The 19133-nt window shown below is 72.9% G+C and carries 10 protein-coding genes; 4 read left to right on the top strand and 6 right to left on the bottom strand.

Annotated features, from left to right (window positions below; translation table 11 throughout):
• The 4 genes from Plo01_RS38145 to Plo01_RS38160 all read right to left on the bottom strand — a co-directional run.
• The coding region (locus Plo01_RS38145) for a non-ribosomal peptide synthetase (RefSeq protein ID WP_203895674.1) at window positions 1-8163 on the bottom strand (8163 nt) is incomplete at its 3' end.
• Between the two features lie 183 nt (window positions 8164-8346).
• Window positions 8347-10896 carry an MMPL family transporter gene (locus tag Plo01_RS38150; protein ID WP_203895675.1) on the bottom strand — a complete coding sequence of 850 codons (2550 nt, stop codon included), beginning with the start codon at window positions 10894-10896 and terminating at the stop codon, window positions 8347-8349.
• Window positions 10897-10946: 50 nt separating this feature from the next.
• Window positions 10947-11216: an acyl carrier protein gene (locus Plo01_RS38155; RefSeq protein ID WP_203895676.1), complete on the bottom strand. Its 270-nt coding sequence runs from the start codon at window positions 11214-11216 to the stop codon at window positions 10947-10949.
• Window position 11217: 1 nt separating this feature from the next.
• Complete coding sequence (locus tag Plo01_RS38160; RefSeq protein ID WP_203895677.1) at window positions 11218-12996, bottom strand: fatty acyl-AMP ligase; 1779 nt, start codon at window positions 12994-12996, stop codon at window positions 11218-11220.
• A gap of 218 nt (window positions 12997-13214) precedes the next feature.
• Between Plo01_RS38160 and Plo01_RS38165 the strand changes: the two genes are divergently transcribed.
• Complete coding sequence (locus Plo01_RS38165; protein ID WP_203895678.1) at window positions 13215-14177, top strand: cation diffusion facilitator family transporter; 963 nt, start codon at window positions 13215-13217, stop codon at window positions 14175-14177.
• 116 nt (window positions 14178-14293) lie between these two features.
• Here the strand turns inward: Plo01_RS38165 and Plo01_RS38170 are convergent, their stop codons facing one another.
• Window positions 14294-14854: a TetR/AcrR family transcriptional regulator gene (locus tag Plo01_RS38170; protein ID WP_203895679.1), complete on the bottom strand. Its 561-nt coding sequence runs from the start codon at window positions 14852-14854 to the stop codon at window positions 14294-14296.
• 81 nt (window positions 14855-14935) lie between these two features.
• Here Plo01_RS38170 and Plo01_RS38175 point away from each other — a divergent pair, with 81 nt between their 5' ends.
• The 3 genes from Plo01_RS38175 (at window position 14936) to Plo01_RS38185 (ending at window position 18184) form a co-directional block, all read left to right on the top strand.
• Window positions 14936-16564 carry an MDR family MFS transporter gene (locus Plo01_RS38175; RefSeq protein ID WP_203895680.1) on the top strand — a complete coding sequence of 543 codons (1629 nt, stop codon included), beginning with the start codon at window positions 14936-14938 and terminating at the stop codon, window positions 16562-16564.
• 384 nt (window positions 16565-16948) lie between these two features.
• The gene (locus Plo01_RS38180) at window positions 16949-17593 is read left to right on the top strand and encodes an SRPBCC domain-containing protein (RefSeq protein ID WP_203895681.1); all 645 of its coding nucleotides are present in this window, start codon (window positions 16949-16951) and stop codon (window positions 17591-17593) included.
• Between the two features lie 99 nt (window positions 17594-17692).
• Window positions 17693-18184: an SRPBCC family protein gene (locus Plo01_RS38185; RefSeq protein WP_203895682.1), complete on the top strand. Its 492-nt coding sequence runs from the start codon at window positions 17693-17695 to the stop codon at window positions 18182-18184.
• Window positions 18185-18191: 7 nt separating this feature from the next.
• On the opposite strand, the gene Plo01_RS38190 is transcribed toward Plo01_RS38185, so the two are convergent.
• Window positions 18192-19115: a hypothetical protein gene (locus Plo01_RS38190; protein ID WP_203895683.1), complete on the bottom strand. Its 924-nt coding sequence runs from the start codon at window positions 19113-19115 to the stop codon at window positions 18192-18194.
• Window positions 19116-19133 lie beyond the last annotated feature (18 nt).

The raw sequence follows: 19133 nt of genomic DNA on the forward strand, positions 1-19133 counted from the left end.
CACCCGCTCCGGCCGCACCGATGCCCGCACCAATCCCGGACGCCGCGCCCCCGCCCCGACGCCCTCGGCCAGCCACCCAGCCAACCCCGCCACCGACGGAGACTCGAACACCACCCGTACCGGCAGCTCGACCCCCAGCCCCGAACGCACCCGGCTCACCAACCGCGTCGCCAGCAGTGAATCCCCGCCCAGCTCGAAGAACGAGTCCTCGACTCCGACCGTCTCCAGCCCCAGCACCTCACAGAAGATCCCGCACAGGATCTCCTCGACCGGGGTACGGGGCCCCCGCCCGGACGCCTGGACGCCTGGGGCGGGCAGGGCGGTCCTGTTCAGTTTTCCGTTGGGCGAGAGCGGCAACTCGTCCAGGACCACTACGGCCGACGGCACCATGTACTCCGGCAGCCTCTCCCCGGCGAACCTCCGCAGCTCTCCGGCCTCCAGATCGGCGCCGGTCGCATAGGCCACCAGCCGCCGGTCCCCCGGCCGGTCCTCCCGCGCGATCACCGCCACCGCCGACACCCCCGGATGCCGCGCGATCACCGCCTCGATCTCCCCCGGCTCGATCCGGAACCCCCGGATCTTCACCTGGAAGTCGGCCCGGCCGAGGTAGTCCAGCACTCCGTCCTCACGCCAGCGCACCAGGTCCCCGGTCCGATACATCCGCCCACCCGGCTCCCCGAACGGACAGGCCACGAACCGCTCCGCCGACAACCCCGGCCGCCCCAGATACCCCCGCGCCAGCTGCGGACCGGCCAGATACAGCTCCCCGGCCACCCCCGCCGGCACCGGCCGCAACCACGCGTCCAGCACGTACACCCGCGTGTTCCACACGGGCCGGCCGATCGGGACGGAGACGGCGCCCGGCTCGGGACGGTGCTCCCAGAAGGTGACGTCCACCGCGGCCTCGGTGGGGCCGTAGAGGTTGTGCACCGGCACGCCCAGCCGGGCGGCCGCCTGCTCGGCGAGGTCCAGCGGGAGGGCCTCGCCGCTGCACAGGACGCGGCGCAGCGGTCCCGGCTCCGGGTTCTCCGCCGCCTCTCCCAGCTCCGCCAGGAAGACGGCGAGCATGGACGGGACGAAGTGCACGGTGGTCACGGCCTCGTCCCGGATGAGCCCGGCGAGGTAGACCGGGTCGCGGTGGCCGTCGGGCCGGGCGATGACCAGGGTGGCGCCTGCCTGGAGGGGCCAGAAGAACTCCCAGACCGAGACGTCGAACCCGGCCGGGGTCTTCTGCAGGACCCGGTCGCCGGAGCGCAGGCCGTACTCCGCCTGGGTCCAGAGCAGCCGGTTGACGATCGCGCGGTGGGAGACGACGACGCCCTTGGGCCGTCCGGTCGAGCCCGAGGTGTAGATCACGTAGGCGGGGTTGTCCGGCGCGGGCCGTACGTGCGGATTCTCCGGCGAGTATCCGGCCGGGTCGGCGGTGGCCATCCAGAGGGGGTCGATCACCAGGACCGGGCGGGCGTCGGCGAGCATCGCGTCGATCCGCCCCTGCGGGAGACCGGGGTCGAGCGGCAGGTAGGCCGCGCCCGCCTTGATCACGGCGTACATCGCGACGAGCAGGTCCAGCGAGCGGGGCAGCATCAGGCCCACGATCCGCTCGGGTCCGGCGCCCCGCTCGGCCAGCATCCGGGCCAGCCGGTTGGCCCTGGCGTTCAGCTCCGCGTAGCTCAGTTCCGTGCCCTCGAACACCAGCGCCGTCGCGTCCGGCGTGCGGGCGGCCTGCGCCTCGAACAGGTCCGTCAGCGTCACGGCCGGTACGGGGGCCGCCGTCTCGTTCCACCGGCGCAGGACCAGGTCCCGTTCGGCGGCGGGCAGGGCGTCGAGCGCCGCGACGATCCTGTCGGAGGCCGGCCCCCCGCCTGGTCCTTCCGGGTCCTCCGCGGTCAGCGCGGCGAGCAGGCGCCGCAGCCGGTCCAGCAGACGTGCGGCCTCCGCCTCGGCGAACACGTCGGGCCGGTACTGCAGGCGGAACCGGAGCCGCTCCCCCGGGATCATCAGCAGCGTGACCGGGTAGTGGGTGGCGTCGGCCACGTCGGCCGCGGTCAGCCGGAGGTCGCCGATCGCGGTGCGCGGGTCGACGGGGTAGTTCTCCATCACCAGCAACGTGTCGAACAGGCCGCCGCGCCGGATCTCGGTCAGGCCGAGGTGGTGGTGGGGCAGCAGCTCGGCCTGCTCGTCGCGGAGCCTGCGCAGCAGATCGCCGACCGGTTCACCGGGCTGGAGCCGGACCCGGACCGGAACCGTGTTGATGAGCAGGCCCACCATCCGCTCGGCGCCCGGCAGCTCGGCCGGGCGTCCGGAGACGGTGGCGCCGAAGACGACGTCGTCGCGGCCGGTGAGCTGGGCGAGCAGCAGCCCGAAGGCGGCCTGCACGACCGTGTTCAGCGTGGTGGAGCAGTCCCGGGCCAGCGTGCCCAGGGCCGTGGTCAGCGCGGCGTCGAGCTCGGCGGTGACGCGGGCGGGGGCGGTGGGCTCGGCGGGCGCGTGCGGGGCGAGGAGGGTGGGCTCGTCCAGTCCGTCGAGGGCCCGGTCCCACGCCTCCCGCGCCGCCGTACGGTCCTGCCGGTCGAGCCAGGCCAGGTAGTTCTCGTACGGCGGTGCGGGCGCCGCCTCGCCCTCCGCGTAGAGGGTGAGCAGCTCGGCCGCCAGGAGCGGGGTGGACCAGCCGTCGAGCAGGATGTGGTGGTTGGTCAGGATCAGCCGGTGCGCGTCCGGCGCGAGCCGTACGAGAACGAACCGGAGCAGCGGCGGCCGGGCCAGGTCGAAACGGCGGGCCCGCTCCTCGGCGGCCACCGTCTCCGGGTCCCGACCGGAGACCTCCCGCCAGGGGACTTCGACCCGGCGGTGGATGAGCTGGACGGGGTCGTCGAGCCGGCGGAAGGAGGCACGCAGGACGGGGTGCCTGCGGACCAGCCGCTCGGCCGCCTGCCGGAGCCGGGCGGTGTCGAGGGGACCGGCCAGGTCGAGGGTGAGCTGGGCGGTGTAGACGTCCACGTCGAGCAGGGAGTGGAAGTACAGGCCGCGCTGGAGCGGGGCGAGCGGCCAGACGTCCTGGAGATCCGGGCCGGAACCCGTCGGGACACCAGGGCCGGAACCCGTCTGGACACCCGGGCCGCTGAGCGCTCCGGCGCCCTCCGGGACCGTCAGGCCGTCGAGCTCGCGCTGGGTCAGCGGGGCGAGCACGTCGGAGGGGGTCAGGCCGCCTCCGGAGTGCCGGGAGATCCCGGTGAGCGCCTCGCACCAGGCGGTGGCCAGGGCGACGATCTCCTCCTCGGAGTAGGCGGTCCCGGCCCAGGTCCAGGTGGCGCGGAGGGTGTCGCCCAGGACGACGGCGTCGATCTGGATTGCGTGCCGGAGCGGGGCGGCGGCGTCCTGACCGCCGGACAGGCCGCCGTCGACCGGTTCCCAGTCCCCGCCCGAGGCGGTGACGCGGCCCAGGTAGTTGAAGCCGATCTCCGGCTGGGGGAGCGCGGCGAGCGCGGGGGCGGTGTCCGGGTTGAGGTAGCGCAGCAGGCCGTAGCCGAGCGGGCCGGGCAGGGCGCGCAGCTGTTCCTTGACCCGCTTGACCGCGTGCCCGGCCGCGGGGCCGCCGCCGGCGAGATCGGCCCATTCGAGCTCGCCCGCGTCGATCCTGGCGGGATGCATGCTGGTGAACCAGCCGACGCTCCTTGACAGGTCCGCGCCGGGGAACAGATCCTCCTGCCTGCCGTGTCCCTCCAGATCGACGAGCACGTCACGCCGTCCGCCCCACCGCGCGACCGCCGCCGCGAGCCCGGCGAGCAGCACGTCGTCGGCCCGCCCGTGGAACGCGGCGGGCACCCTGCTCAGCAGCGGCCCCGTGACCTCGCCCGCGAGCTCCACGACCAGCTCGCCCCGCTGCCCCCACGTTCCCCACCGTCGAGGTACGGCGCCCTCGCTCCCGCTCGGGATCCCATCGCCGCCCGGCACGGGAAGAACGGCACCGGCCCCCGTACCCGGCGAAGCGGCGGCACCCGTACCCGGTGGCGTGGGGGGAGGGGTGATCCGAGCCGGGGCGAGGGTGGGCGGGGGGTCGGCGAGGAGGGCGGTCCAGGTGGCGAGCTCGGCTGTTCTGGCCTGCGCCTCGGCGTGGAGGCGGTGGGCCCAGGCGCGGAAGGAGGTGGTCACCGGGGCGAGGGAGGCGGGGCGGCCCTCCGTCGCGGCGGACCAGGCCGCGAACAGGTCGGGCAGGAGGATGCGCCAGGAGACGCCGTCGACCACCAGGTGGTGGAGGACGAGCAGAAGGCGGCCGGAGCGGCCGGGGCCGGCGTCCAGCCAGACGACCCGGACCGTCGCCCCGCTCGCCGGGTCGAGCTCCGCCTGGGCCAGGGCGGAGTGCTCCTCGACCGCCTCGGCCAGCCTCTCGTCGGACGGCTCACCGGAGGTCCCCGCCGGGAACGGCTCCGCCCCGGGCTCCTCGTCCCCAGGACTTCTCCCGGGGGATCCCGCTCCGGACGACGTCTCCGCCGAAGCGCCTGCGACCTCGGCCGGATCCACGACCGGGATCTCGCCTGCGACCGCGGCCTCGCCGCCGACCCCGACCCGCCGTACGCAGTCCTCCGCCCGGACCGCTCCCCGCGGCATGATCTCCAGTCCGCCGGGCGTCGTCCGCAGGCGCAGGGCGTCGTGGTGGTCCAGTACGGCCTGCAGCCCGGATGTCAGGTGGCCGAGGCCGAGACCCGGCGGGACCCGGAGCGTCACGCTCTGGCAGAAGCCCGCGACCGGCCCGCCCGCCTCCGCCAGCCACGCGATGATCGGGGTCGCCGGGACCGGTCCCACCGGCCCCACCGCGTCGCCGCCGTCCGCCGCGCCGGGGCTTTCGCCGGTCTCCTCGGCGGCGAGGGCCAGCGCCTCGGGCGTCTGGTCCTGGAACACCTGCTTGGGGGTGATGCGAAGCCCCGCCTCGCGGGCCCTGGCGACGAGCTGGATCGCGACGATGCTGTCGCCGCCCAGGTCGAAGAAGCCGTCGTCGGCGCCGACCCGGTCCAGGCCGAGGACCTCGGCGAACAGTCCGCACAGCAGCCGCTCCCGTTCGCTCTCCGGCTCCCGGCCCCCGCTCTCGCGGTCCGGTGCGGGCAGGGCCCGCCGGTCGATCTTGCCGTTGGCGTTCAGCGGGAGGGCGTCGAGCACGACGACCGCGCCCGGCACCATGTACTCCGGCAGCGACCGCCGGGCGAAGGCGCGCAGCGCGTCCGGGGAGAGCGTGCCCGCGGACCTCGCGGGGCCCGCGGAACTCACCGTGCCCGCACCCCCTGCGGCTTCCGCAGACCTCGCGGCACCCGCGGCGCCCGCGGCGCTCACGACGTAGGCGACCAGCCGCCGGTCCCCCGGCCGGTCGTCGCGGGCCAGGACGACGGCCTGCTCGACCTCCGGGTGGGAGGCGAGCACCGCCTCGATCTCGCCCAGCTCGATCCGGAAGCCCCGGATCTTGACCTGCCGGTCGGCCCGGTCCAGGTAGTGGAGCTGGCCGTCGGCGCGCCACCGGACCAGGTCGCCGGTGCGGTACATGCGCCCGCCGGGGGTGAACGGGTCGGCGACGAACCGCTCCGCGGTCAGGCCGGGCCGGTTCAGGTATCCCCGGGCCACGGCGGGACCGGCGACGTAGAGTTCGCCGGTCCCGCCGAGCGGGACCGGGCGCAGGCCGGCGTCCAGGACGTGCAGCCGGGCGTCGTAGACGGGACGGCCGATCGGGATGTCGTCGGGCGAGGTCAGCGGGTCGCTGGTGGTGACGACCACGGTGGTCTCGGTCGGCCCGTACACATTGATCATCCGGCGTCCCGCGGCCCAGCGCCGGACCAGCTCCGGGCGGCAGGCCTCGCCGCCGACCAGCAGCGCGCGCAGGTCGGGCAGCGGCCTCTCCGGTACGGTGGCCAGCGCGGCGGGCGTGACGAACGCGTGCGTGATCCGCGCCTCGGCGAGGAACCGGCCGAGCGGCTCGCCGCCGTACACCCCGGTGGGCGCGAGCACCAGCGCCGCGCCCCCGGCGAAGGCCATCAGCCACTCCAGCACCGCCCCGTCGAACCCGATCGAGGCGAACTGCAGGACCCGCGCGTCCGGGGTGACCGCGTACCGGTCGATCTCGGTCCGCGCGTAGGCGGGCAGGCCCGCGTGGGTGACCACCACGCCCTTGGGGCGGCCGGTGGAGCCGGAGGTGTAGACGACGTAGGCGGGGTGGCCGGGCAGGATCGGGACCCGCGGGTCGGTGTCGCGCGGCTCCCCGGCCGTCCCCGTCCCGGGCGAGCCGTCACCGCTCCCTCCGTAGTCGCCGTAGTCGCCGTCGCCACGATCGCCGTACTCGCCGTCGCCGTGGCCGCTGTCGCCACGGCCGCCGTTCCACTCGTCCAGGTCGACGATCTCCATGCCGTCCGGGCGGATCGCCGCGATCGCGGCGGTGGTCCCGCCGCCGGTCACCGTGATCGGCGGGGCGGCGTCGGCGAGCATCACCGCCAGGCGCTCGGCCGGGTGCTCCGGGTCGAGCGGGAGGTAGGCCGCGCCGGACTTCAGGATGGCCAGGAACGCCACGACCATGTCGGGCGAGCGCGGGACCGAGAGGCCGACGTAGCGGCCCGGGCCCGCGCCCAGGGCGATCAGGCGGTGCGCCAGCCGGTTGGCGCGGGCGTTCAGCTCCGCGTAGGTGATCTCGGTCGTTCCGGTCGTTCCGGTCGTCCCGGTGCCCCCGGCGACGACCGCGACGGCCTCGGGGGCACGCCGCACCTGCTCCTCGAACAGGTCCACGGCCGTGCCGGGCGGCACGTCGCGCGGGGCGGAGCCCCACTCGGCCAGGAGCGTGCGCTCGGCGTCGTCGAGCAGTTCGATCGAGCCGACGCGGCGGCCGGGGCCGGCCTGGGCGATCTGGGCGAGGAAGCGCAGGAAGCGGTCGTGGTGGTCGGCCAGCTCGGCCTCGCCGTACAACTCGGGGTGGCCGTCGAAGTCGACGCGCACGCCGCGGCCGTCGGAGCCGTCGTAGAGGTTGATCGACAGGTCCTCGACCGGGCCGGTGGCCAGCGCGTGCGCGGTGGCGGCGTGCCCGGCGAACTTCAGGTCGTAGTCGAACCGCATGATGTTGACCACCGGCCCGAACAGCCGCCCGCGCACCTCGCGGCGGAGGTCCTCGTAGCGGTAGCGCTGGTGCGCCAGCAACCGCCCGACCTCCCGGGTGACCTGCGCGACCAGCTCGCCGAGTGTCGTCTCCGGCGGTACGGCCAGGCGCAGCGGGAGCACGTTGGAGAGCATCCCCGGGGTACGGCGGGCGGCCGGCGTGGTCCGGGCGGTGACCGCCAGGCCCAGGACGACCTCCCGGGCGCCGCCGAGCCGCGCGACGAAGGCCGCGATGGCGGCGATCACCAGTCCCGGGACGGACGTGCCGTGCGAGAGCGCCGCCTCGGTGAGCGCGGCGGCGTCCTCGTGCCGCATCGTCGTGCTCCGGCGGTGGAAACGCGAGGTGGCGGCCGTACCGGACGGCGCCGTACCGGAGGACAGGGTCGGCACGGCGGGCAGGTCGTCGAGCACGGCCAGCCAGTGGCGGCGGTCGGCCTGGTGGCGGGCGGAGGCGCGGTAGGCGGCGTCCTCCTCCAGCAGGGTCGCCAGCGAGCCGAGGTTCCCCGGCTCCGGGTCGCGCCCTTCGGCCAGCGCGGTGTAGACCTCCGCCAGGCGCTGGGCGATCATCGGCCCGCTGTACCCGTCCATGATCACGTGGTGGCATCGCAGGTACCAGAAGTAGCGGTCGTCGGCGACGCGCAGCAGCGCGGTGGCGATCAGTCTCTCCGCGGAGAAGGGCGACCCCAGCTCGGCCCGCATCCAGTCCAGGGCGGTCCGCTCGTCCCCCAGGTCGAGGAAGGGGCACTCCAGCTCCCGTTCCTCGACGACCTGCCACTCCCCCGGTCCCGCGGCCCCCGCAGCACGCCCGTCGGCTGTCCCTCCGGCACGAGGTCCCGCGCCGCTCCCGTCACCCGGTCCCGGAGCGGGCCCGTCCTCGACGATCCGCAGGTGGACGGCCTCGGCCTCGCGCGCCGCCCGCCGGACCGCGGCGGCGAAGACCTCCGGGTCCACCGGTCCCGATATCTCGATGTACTGGGCGATGTGAATCGGGTCCCCGGGCGTCAGCCGCTGGGCACGCCAAATTCCACTCTGCGCTGCGGACAATGGCAGAAATGAATTCACGATATGCACCATCGCCACGCTTTCCATCTGGACCGTCGAGAAGCCGGATGCGTGCGTATCAGCACTTCACAGGGGTACAAGCGCATTGTGTGCGACACCCCTGCTCCCTATTTGTTACTCGAAAGTAAATCACAGGTGTGATCTACCTCGCAATAATCGCGATTGTCACTTGCCGCTAAATTCCCCCTCCCTTTTTTCGCGTTTCCCCAAGGTCGCGGGGCCGGATCTGAGCATGACGCGCGGACGGACGAGCCGCCGGGGCGCCTTGAGCATCACCTGCGGCCGCACCCGTGAGGCCCGGAACCTGGCGAGGGGGGTGCCGCCGCGCCACCAGCGGAAGCCCCGGGCCAGCCGGCCGGGCCACCAGATGGCGTCGCCGACGTCCAGGGTCAGCGCGGTGACCAGAACCGAGCGGACGATCATCGTGTCGAGGAGCACGCCCACGGCCACCGCGAAGGCGATCTGCACGGTCTGGGAGAGCGGGAGCACCACCAGCACCGCGAAGGTCCCCGCCAGCACGACCCCGGCCGAGGTGATCACCCCGCCGGTCGCCTCCAGGCCGAGGACCGCGGCGCGCGCCGTACTGTGCCGGTGGGCCTCCTCGCGCACCCGGTGCATCAGGAAGATGTTGTAGTCCACGCCGAGCGCCACCAGGAACACGAAGACCAGCAGGACGAACCCCTGGTCCACCCCGGCGAAGCCGAACAGGTGGGTGAAGGCCAGCGCGCTGATCCCCAGCGTGGCCAGGAACGACACCACCACGGTCAGCAGCAGCAGCAGCGGCGCGATCAGCGAGCGCAGCAACAGGGCCAGCACCGCGAAGACCACCAGCAGCACCAGCGGGATGATCACCTCGCGGTCCCGCTCCGCGCCCCGCTCCAGGTCGGCGATGAGCGCGACGTTCCCGCCCACGTTCACGTCGGGGGCGGCCACGGCGCGCAGCCGGTCGCGCAGGGCCATCACCTCCTGCCGCTCGGACTCCTCGCCGTCGCCCGAGCGCACGGTCACGTTGAGCAGGATGTCGCCGTTGCCCGCGGCGCCCAGGGAGATCGCGGTGACCTCGGGCCGCCGCGCGGTGTCCACGATCACGTCCTTGACGTACTGCTCGGTCGTGACGACCTGGACCGGATCGGAGGTCGCGGCCGGGAAGTGCCGGGCGGCGACCTCCTGCCCGACGACCGAGTCCGGCCTGCCGAGGAACACGTCGGCGTTGTCCAGCCCGCCCTCCCGGTAGGCGACCAGCCCGGTCGCGCACGCCGCCAGCGCGGCGAAGGTGACGATCCACACCAGCCGGGGATTCCTCGCGATCCGGCGGCCCAGGTTTCCCCACACCCCGCTCCCGGCCTCCGGCCCCGCGTCCCCGGCGTGCCGCGCGGTCGCGATGTGCCCGGCGGTCACGGTATGCCCGGCGGTCGCGGCGGGCTCGGCCGCATGCGGGTCGTAGCGCGGGATCATCGGCCAGAACACCCACCGCCCGAAGATCACCATGACCGCGGGGAGCAGCGTCATCATCGCGAGCATCGCGCTCGTCACGCCGACCGCCGAGACCGGTCCCAGCCCCTTGGTCGAGTTGAGCTCGGCCACCACCAGGCAGAGCAGCCCGGCCACCACGGTCGCCGCGCTGGCCACCACCGCGGGCCCGGCCCGGCGCAGCGCGATCGCCATGGCCTCGTGCCGGTCCTCGTGTCGGCGCAGTTCCTCCCGGTAGCGGGCCACGAGCAGCAGCGCGTAGTCGGTGCCCGCGCCGACCACCAGGACCATGAGCAGGGAGACCGCCACGCTGCTGACCGTGATCACCCCGGCCGCGGCCAGTCCGTAGTTGACCCCCATCGCCAGCGACAGCCCGATCCCCACGATGCCCAGCGGGAACAGCCACAGGACGACGCTGCGATAGGTGATCAGCAGCACCACCACCGCCACGCCCATCGCGGCCAGCAGCAGGTCGGTGTCCACGGTGGAGAAGACCGCCAGCGCGTCGGCCTGGAAGCCGACCATGCCGGTGACGTGCGCGGCCAGCCCGGCCGGGCGCCCGTCGTCGAGGACCTTCCGCACCCGGTCGATGACCCGGGCCGTCTCGCGCCCGCCGTGGTCCTTGACGATGACCACGACCTGGACGGCCTCGCCGTCCTTGGACCGCTGCGCGACGAGCAGCTTGATGGTCTTGGTCAGCTTGGGGATCTGCAGCTTCTCCTCGACCGCCCGGAGCTCGTCGGGCAGCCTCCCCTCGGCGTCGCGGTACGGCTCCAGCTCCCGGTCCAGGTCCTCGCGGTCGAAGGTCTTGCCCCCGGTCGGCGCGGGCAGTTCGGCGACCACCCCGTCGATCCCGGCGAACGCCTTCATGTCCCGGTCGATCTCGTCCTCGTCGGCGCGGGTGATGCCGCCCCGCCGCTCGTAGACGATCGTCGCCGGGGAGAGGTTCTCGCCCTGCATGCCGAGGATGCGCTTGACCGCCTGCGCGGAGTCGGCGCTGCCGGGCAGGTAGGCGGCGATGTCGTCCTTCTGCACCGACTCCAGCCGCCCGGCGAAGGACCCGGCGACGGCGATGACGCCCAGCCAGACGACCAGCACCAGCCACTTGGTACGGCGCCCGCACAGCAGGTCGGCGATCCTCCGGCCGGACCAGGGACGACCGGAGGGCGGCGTGGACGAGGGCCCGGACGAGGGCCCGGGTGGCGGCGGGGAATCCGGGCGGCGTGGCAGCAGCCCGGGCACCACGCCGGACACCCGGCGGCCGGGCCGCGGACCCGACGGCGGCCGACCGGACATCAGGCGGTGCTCAGCCTCCCCCGGATGTGATCGGCCATGGCCTCGACAGTCGGGTGCTCCCAGGCCAGGGTGGGCTCGATCTCCAGCCCGTACTCGGCCTCGATGTCACCGCAGAGGCTGAGCGAGTAGACCGAGTCCATGCCGTACTGGGCGACCGGGACCAGCGGGTCGATCTCCTCCGGCGCGCGCATGACGTAGGAGCCCACCTGGGCCCGCAGCCAGTCGCGGATGGTGTTCAGGTCGACGGCGATCCCGGCGTCGGCGGACATGTCAGCCTCCCTCGTCTACGGCCGCCGCCCCGACGGCGGATCCTGCGGTGAGTCCCGCGGCGAGCCCGGGGGTGAGTTCCGCGTGGACGATCGGGAGCAGTCCGGACACCATCAGCTCGCGGGTGCGGGAACGCTGGATCTTGCCGCTGGTGGTCTTGCCCACCCCGCCGCGATCGACCAGCACCGTGCTCATGGACGGCACCCCGAACGCGCGGGCCAGCTCACCCTGGACCGTGCGCGCGAGGTCGGCGGCGGAGGTGCCCCCCAGGCGCTGCTCCCTGACCTCCTGCACCACCACCACGTGCTCCCCGGACGCCTCGACGCCGAAGGCCGCGGCGGCGCCCAGCGCCGGGTGCACCTCCCGGGCGGCCTCCTCCAGGTCCTGCGGGTAGAGGTTGCGCCCGTTGACGATGACGACGTCCTTGATCCGGCCGGTGACGTAGAGCTCGCCGTCCAGCAGGAAGCCGAGGTCGCCGGTGCGCAGGTACGGCCCGTCGCCGCCGGCCGTACGGCCCGCGAAGGCGTCGCGGGTGGCCTCCTCACGCTGCCAGTAGCCGCGGGCGACGCTCCCGCCGCGCACCCAGATCTCGCCGACCCGTCCCTCGCCGAGCGGCTCGCGGCTGTCGGGATCGACGATCTCCACGGTCATGGTGATCGGCCTGCCGCAGCCCACCAGCTCGACGCCGCCCCCCGCCCCGCCGTCGGCCGGGACGACCGGGACCGCCTCGTGCCGCTCCAGCGCCTCGGCGTCGAAGCGGCGGACCAGCGGTCCCTGCCCCAGCGGGGTGGCGGTGATCACCAGGGTCGCCTCGGCCATGCCGTACGCCGGGGCCCAGGCCTTCTCGCTGAAGCCGGCGGGCCCGAAGCGGCGGACCATGGTCCGCAGCGTGCTGGGGCGGATCGGCTCGGCCCCGTTGAGCGCGAACTTCAGGCTCGACAGGTCGAGCCCGGCGATCTGGGCGTCGGTGACCCGGGCGGCGCACCACTCGTAGGCGAAGTTGGGCGCGACGATGTAGCCCGCCCGGTAGCGGCTGATCATCTCCAGCCAGAGCGCCGGGCGCATGACGAAGGAGATCGGCGAGGCGAAGTACAGGTCGCCGCCGGCGTAGATCGGCTGGAGCAGCATGCCGATGAGGCCCATGTCGTGGTAGTGCGGCAGCCAGCCGACCCCGACGCCCTCCTCGGGAGAGCCGATGGCCCGCCAGATCTCGTTCTCGTTGTGGAGCAGGTTGGCGTGGGTGAGCATGACGCCGCGCGGCTCGCTGGTGGAGCCGGAGGTGTACTGCATGTAGGCGAGGGTGTCCGGCCCGATCTCCGGCTCGGTCCACGCGCCGGGGTCCGGCAGATCGAGGGCGTCGGTCGCCACGCACTCGACCGTGCCGTCGAGGCCGACCTCGCGCAGCCAGGCGGCGAGCATGTCGCGGTTGGCCGCGTCGGTCAGCACCAGCCGCACGTCGGCGTCCTTGATGATCCCCTCGGCACGTTCCAGGGCGCGGGGATCGGTCTGCGGGAGCGGGGAGGGCACCGCGACGGTCCGGGCGTACAGGCAGCCGAGGAAGGCCGTCAGGAACTCCAGCCCGGCGGGGTGGAGCAGCAGCGCCGTCTGGTCCTCCATCCGCCGCCCGGCCAGCCACGCGGCCGTCGACCTGGCCCGGTCGTCGACCTCGGCGAAGGTCAGGCGCCGCTCGGCGAGCTCCCCCCTGCGGTCTTCCACGAAGGTGTAGGACAGCTTGTGCCCGTGCCTCTCGGCCTGTGCGCGCACCCGTTGCACAAAGGACATGTGGTCATCTCCCGCGACGGCAAGACACCTCAACATAAGAGGATCGATCAGCCGGTCACAGCTCTGGACCGCACAACCCCTCGGCAGGTTTTACGCCGAAATTTAGTATCTTTCCCGTCTCGCGCCACCCGGGATGGGAACTCCTAGATCTTGTCACGTTAGGCTAGCCTTGCTTAACATCTGAGCAACTGTTCAAGTGTTGCAGAATGGATCTTGTGATGGGACACGGACACGGCCACGGGCACGGCGCGGGGCTCGGCGGGAGTCACCTGGGGAGTCACGGCTCCGGTCACCCCGCGCGGGCCGACCGCCGCTACCTCGCGGGGGCGCTCGCCCTGCTGGTCGTCTTCATGGCGGCGGAGGTCGTCGTCGGGATCATCGCCAACTCCATCGCATTGATCTCCGACGCGGGCCACATGCTCACCGACGCCGCCTCCATCGTGCTGGCGCTGATCGCGATGAGCATGGCGGCCCGTCCCGCCCGGGGCGCCTACACCTTCGGCTACAAGCGCGCCGAGATCCTGTCGGCCGCGATCAACGGCCTGACCTTCGTGCTCCTGGTGGTCTACTTCGTCTACGAGGGGGTCCGGCGGCTCGTCGAGCCTCCGGAGGTGGAGGGCGTGCTCGTCTTCGGCACGGCGCTCGCCGGGATCGCCGTCAACGCGGGCGCCGCCTGGCTCATCGCCAGGGCCGACCGGAGCAGCCTCAACGTCGAGGGCGCGTTCCAGCACATCCTCAACGACATGTACGCCTTCATCGCCACCGCGGTCGCCGGCGCGGTCGTCTGGCTCACCGGCTGGGGCCGGGCCGACGCGATCGCCGCCCTCGTCGTGGCGGCCCTGATGGCCAAGGCGGCGTACGGCCTGCTGCGCGACGCCGGGCGCATCCTGTTCGAGGCGGCGCCCGCCGGACTGGAACCCCTCGAGATAGGCACCGCGATCACCGGCCACCCCGAGGTCACCGCCGTCGAGGACCTGCACGTGTGGACCGTGACGAGCGGGTTCCCCGCGCTGTCCGCGCACGTGGTCGTCAAGCCCGGCGGCGACTGCCACCGCATCCGCCGGGAGGTGGCCGAGCTGCTGCACGAACGCTTCCACATCGACCACACCACGCTCCAGGTCGACCACGTGCCCGGTGTGTCCGGCGGGCCCGGCTCGGCCTGCCGGATCACCATCGCCTGATCGCCGTCGCCTGATCGCCATCGCCGGGCTCGCGCCGTCCGGCGGGAAAGCTCCGGGCGGCCGGGACCGGATGACCGCCCGCCGCCCGGCGCCTGGCGGCGGGGCGACCGGAGGGGCTAGACCTCCAGGCACACCTCGAAGATCCGGGTCAGCCGCGCCACCACGGCGTCATGGGAGGGCGAGCCCAGCTCCTCGGGGGTGAAGAGCTGGCGGAGCGTCCCCGTCCCGGTGATGAGCGCGGTGGCCACCGCCGCCCGCAGCTGGGCGTCCTCTCCGGGCAACAGCGCGGCGAGCGGCTCCATGATCGCCGAATTGACCCGGTCCCTGATGATGCCGTGGATCTCCGGGCTGGCCGACGACCGGTTCAGCGCCGTCATCACCGGACTGGCCCAGTCGGAGCGGAACCGCTCGGCGACGTACTCGGCCAGGCGCCGGGGCAGCTCCTCCCGGGGGCCGTCCAGCACGCCGGGGAAGCGCCCCTGCATGGCGAGCACCTCGGCGAACAGCTCCCGCTTGCTGCCGAAGTAGCGGTTGATCAGCGCGATGTTGGCGCCCGCCTCGGCGGCGATCAGGCGCATCGTCACATGGTCGTATCCGAGCTCGGCGAACAGACCTCGCGCGGCGTCGAGAATGCGCTGCCGGGTGCCTTCCCGGTCGCGGCGCCGTACCCCTTCCATTCGCCCGATCCTTCCAGGTTTGACGAAGTAAACACGCGTCTACTAACTTGTATGCATCGTACATGTATTGGGGGATGGTCCATGGTGACCGGACAGAAGGCCGAGGCCCGGATCGGAGCCGGGGCCGAAGCCGGGGTCGAGGCGACGCCGCGCTTCACGCACAAGCAGGTGATGGAGATCATGGTCGGGCTCATGCTCGCCATGCTCACGTCGATGATCTCGACGTCCGTGGTGGGCACCGCGCTGCCGACGATCGTCGGTTCGCTCGGCGGCCAGGAACAGCTCGCCTGGGTGGCCAGCGCGACCCTGCTCACCATGACCGCCTCCACCCCGCTCTGGGGCAAGCTCTCCGACCTCTACGGCCGCAAGCTCATGTTCCAGACCTCGCTGGTGGTCTTCGTGGTCTCCTCGGTCGCGGCCGGGTTCGCCCAGGACATGGGCCAGCTCATCGCCGCACGGGCCGTGCAGGGCATCGGCGCCGGCGGGCTCGCCGCGCTGCCGCAGATCATCCTCGGCGACGTCGTCGAGCCCCGCGAGCGCGGCCGCTACGGCGGTTACATGGGCGCGGTCTTCGGCGTCTCCACCGTGACCGGGCCGCTGCTCGGCGGCTTCATCGTCGACAACCTCTCCTGGCGCTGGACGTTCTGGATCTGCGTGCCGCTGGCCCTGGTCGCGTTCGTCGTCATCCAGAAGGTGCTCAAGCTGCCCTTCGTCCGCCGCGAGGCCAAGGTCGACTGGTGGGGCGCCACCTTCATCACCGGCGGCACCACCGCCCTCATGCTGCTGCTCTCCCTGGGCGGCCAGCAGTTCGACTGGAACTCCTCCTGGACCTACGGCCTGGGCGCGCTCAGCCTGGTGATGTTCGGCCTGGCCGTGGTCGCCGAGCGCCGGGCCGCCGACCCGATCCTGCCGCCCCGCCTGTTCGGCAACGGCACCTTCGTGCTCTCCAGCCTCTCCTCGCTGCTCGTCGGCGTCGCGATGTTCGGCGCGATGATGTTCCTCCCGCAGTACCTGCAGATCGTCAAGGGCATGAGCCCCTCCGGCTCCGGCCTGATGACCCTGCCCCTGGTCTTCGGCCTGCTCGTCTCCTCCATCGTGGTCGGCAGACTGGTCAGCAGGACCGGCCGCTGGAAGGCCTACCCGATCGCGGGCATGGTTCTGGTCGCGGTCGGCCTCTACCTGCTCTCCCAGCTGCACGTCGACAGCTCGCTGGTCGCGATCGGCCTGGACATCACGGTGCTCGGCATCGGCCTCGGCGCCGCCATGCAGATGCTCGTCCTGGCCGCGCAGAACGCCTCACCCCGCACCGACCTGGCCGTCACCACCTCGGGCGTCACGTTCTTCCGCTCCCTGGGCGGCGCGGTCGGCGTGGCCGCCTTCGGCGCCATCCTCAGCAACCGGCTCAGCTCCGAGCTGGTCTCCCTGGCCAGGGCCGCGAACCTGCCGCCCACCGGCGGCGCGACCCCCGGCCTCGGCTCCCCCGAGGCGATCCGGCACCTTCCCGCCCCGGTGCTGGACGTGGTCCTGGAGGCCTTCACCCGGGCCATCCAGACCGTCTTCCTGGTCGGCGTCCCGATCGCGATCCTGGGCGCGGTCGCCGCCCTGTTCCTGAAGGAGATCCCGCTGCGCTCCTCCCACGCCCCGCAGGCCGCCGAGACCTCGGAGACGCCGAAGACCGTGGAGGCCGCCCCGGCCGGTCCGGTCGTCTGACACCGCCCGAACGCTCGTCCCCACCGGCCATCCCCCGCCCGGGACCGGAATCGCCCCCGGTCCCGGGCATTTTCATGTACGGCGCCGCTTCATGCACGACGCCGCTTCATGCACGACGCCGCTTCATGCACGACGCTAAGAATCAGCGATGGTTTATATAAGCGAAGGCCGGTATAGTCTACGCTGTCGGGCCCGAGCCGCTGAGCGAGGTCGACGCGTGGCTGGACCGGTTTCGCCGGTTCTGGGAACAACGCCTCGACGCCCTGGGAACCGAGCCGGCCCGGGGCAGGCGTGCACGCCACCCGGCCGGTGGGGAACCCATCCGACCTGCCGGGCCCGGCTCCGACACGGGCAAGACCGATGCGCCGCCGAAAGGGACATGACATGAAAGATGTTCTCGACGAGCTGGCTGCCGTGCGCCGGGCGATGGGCACCGGCAGCGTGCCCGCCGGCGAGGCGTACACCATCGAGCTGCGACGTCGATACGACGCGGAGATCGATGACGTCTGGGACGCCGTCACCAGTCCCGAGCGGCTGCAGCGCTGGTTCAAGCCGGTCACCGGGGACCTTCGGCTCGGCGGAAAGTTCGCGTTGGACGGCGGTGAGCACGGCGAGATCCTCCGGTGTGAGCCGCCGCGCCTGCTGAAGGTGTCCTGGCTCTACGGACCGGACGCCGACGCCTGGCCCGGCACCAGCGAGGTGGAAGTCCGCCTGACCGCGGGCCCGGCCGGCGGCACCGAGTTCGAGCTGATCCACGCAGCGGTCGTCGGGGAGCCCTTGTTCCCGACCTACGGCCCCGGCGCCGGAGGCGTCGGCTGGGACCTGACCCTCCTCGCCCTGGGGCGGCTCCTGGCCGGCAGCGAGACCATCGATCACGAGGAGTTCGAGAAGTCGCCCGAAGGACGGGAATTCGGCCGCCGTAGCGCCGCGGCCTGGGGCCGGGCCCACCTGGCCGCCGGTGGCGAACCGGAGCACGTCGCGGCCGCGGTCGAGGCCACCACCAAGTTCTACGTACCCGACCCGACCTGACACTCCTGCCGCGGTGGACTGGCCGGCCTCCTCGGCGCTCACGACGAGCAGGGACTGCAGCGAGTCGTCCCACACCTACGGGGAAAAGAGCGGTACCCCATGAAGTACACCGTCTCGATCGAGATCGCCCTGCCCCGGGAGAGGGTGGTCCAGCTGCTCGCCGACCCGGCGCACCTGCCGAAGTGGCTGCGGGGCCTGGTTCTGCACGAGCCGCTGAGCGGGGTGCACGGGCAGGTCGGCACCAAGTCGCGGGTCGTGATGCAGACGGGGCGGCAGAAGATGGAGGGCATCGAGACCATCACCCGCCGGGAACCGGCAGACCTGCACGGGATCCCGAAAGAAAGCGTCGTCCACTTCGACCGCGAGATCGTCGGCGGGGGCATGTGGAGCGCCGGGCGCGAACGGCTGACCGAAGCCGGCCCGGAGACGACGCTCTGGGTGAGCGAGAACGAATACCGGTTCGGCGGCCTGCTGATGCGGCTGGTGGGGCTCCTGATGCCCGGCGCCTTCCGCAAGCAGTCGCTACAGCACATGCAGGACTTCAAGCGTTTCGCCGAGCAGGGCAAGGACGTCCGCGAAGAGACGGACTGACGTGCCGTCACGCTCGGCGACGGCACGTGCAGGCGGGTTCTGCGCGGTGGACGACGAGGCGCGGGCTCTGTGGTGAAGGGCCGGCAGACGCGCTTGCCGTCAGCCCGAAGGCCGGCCGGTTTCTTCGTGCTGCACGTACGGTGATCACTTCACGCGTTAGCTCGCCGGGGTAGTCGTATCCGGAGGTCGTCGGGGCCGGCGTGACGGGCGGGTCGAGGTCCACCTTGACCAGCTCGTACGACGGCCCGGCGGGAGTGCGCTGAACATCCACGCCGAGCGGGTGGACGATCTCCCCGCAGCGCCCCCGGCCGACGAGCAGATACCGTCCCGAGGCGTCCAGGGTGAACGCGCTGAAGTCGCCCGCGTAGGCATGACCGCGCGGCTCGCCGGTCGCGCGGTCGTAGACGAGGACGCCGTGGTTCACGCGGTTCATGGTGTCCGAGTACGACAGGAGCACGCTGTCGGCCGTGACCACGGCGGTCCCGCTCCAGTAGGCGGACATGGCCAGCACTCTCTCGGCCGCCAGCAGGTCGTCGCCGCCCCCGCGTACGTCGAGGGCGAGGACCTCGGACCCCTTCTCCGGATTCCGGTTCGCCCGGAAGGCGAGCGTCGAGCGGTCGGCCCAGTGCAGGCCGATCGGGTCCTGGCGGCCGTCCCAGGACCCGTGGTACCCCGGGGCCGACCACTCCCGGGCCGGATCCAGCACGCCGACCACGGTCCTGGCCACCTCGGGCCCGCCGCCGGTGCCGGCGAGCAGGCGCGCGTAGGCGACCCGCCCGTCCGGCGAGACGGCCAGGTCCCGGACGACGCCCTCGAGATCACTCCCGACCTGCTCCCCCAGCTCGGCCCGGCCCTGTCCGTCGACGGTGACCCGGTGGATCCGGGAGGTGCCGCGCCCCCACGACCTCTCCCCGACGTTCCCGGCCGCCACCAGGTGACGGCCGGGACC

The sequence above is a fragment of the Planobispora longispora genome, from assembly GCF_016863135.1.
Taxonomy (GTDB): domain Bacteria; phylum Actinomycetota; class Actinomycetes; order Streptosporangiales; family Streptosporangiaceae; genus Planobispora; species Planobispora longispora.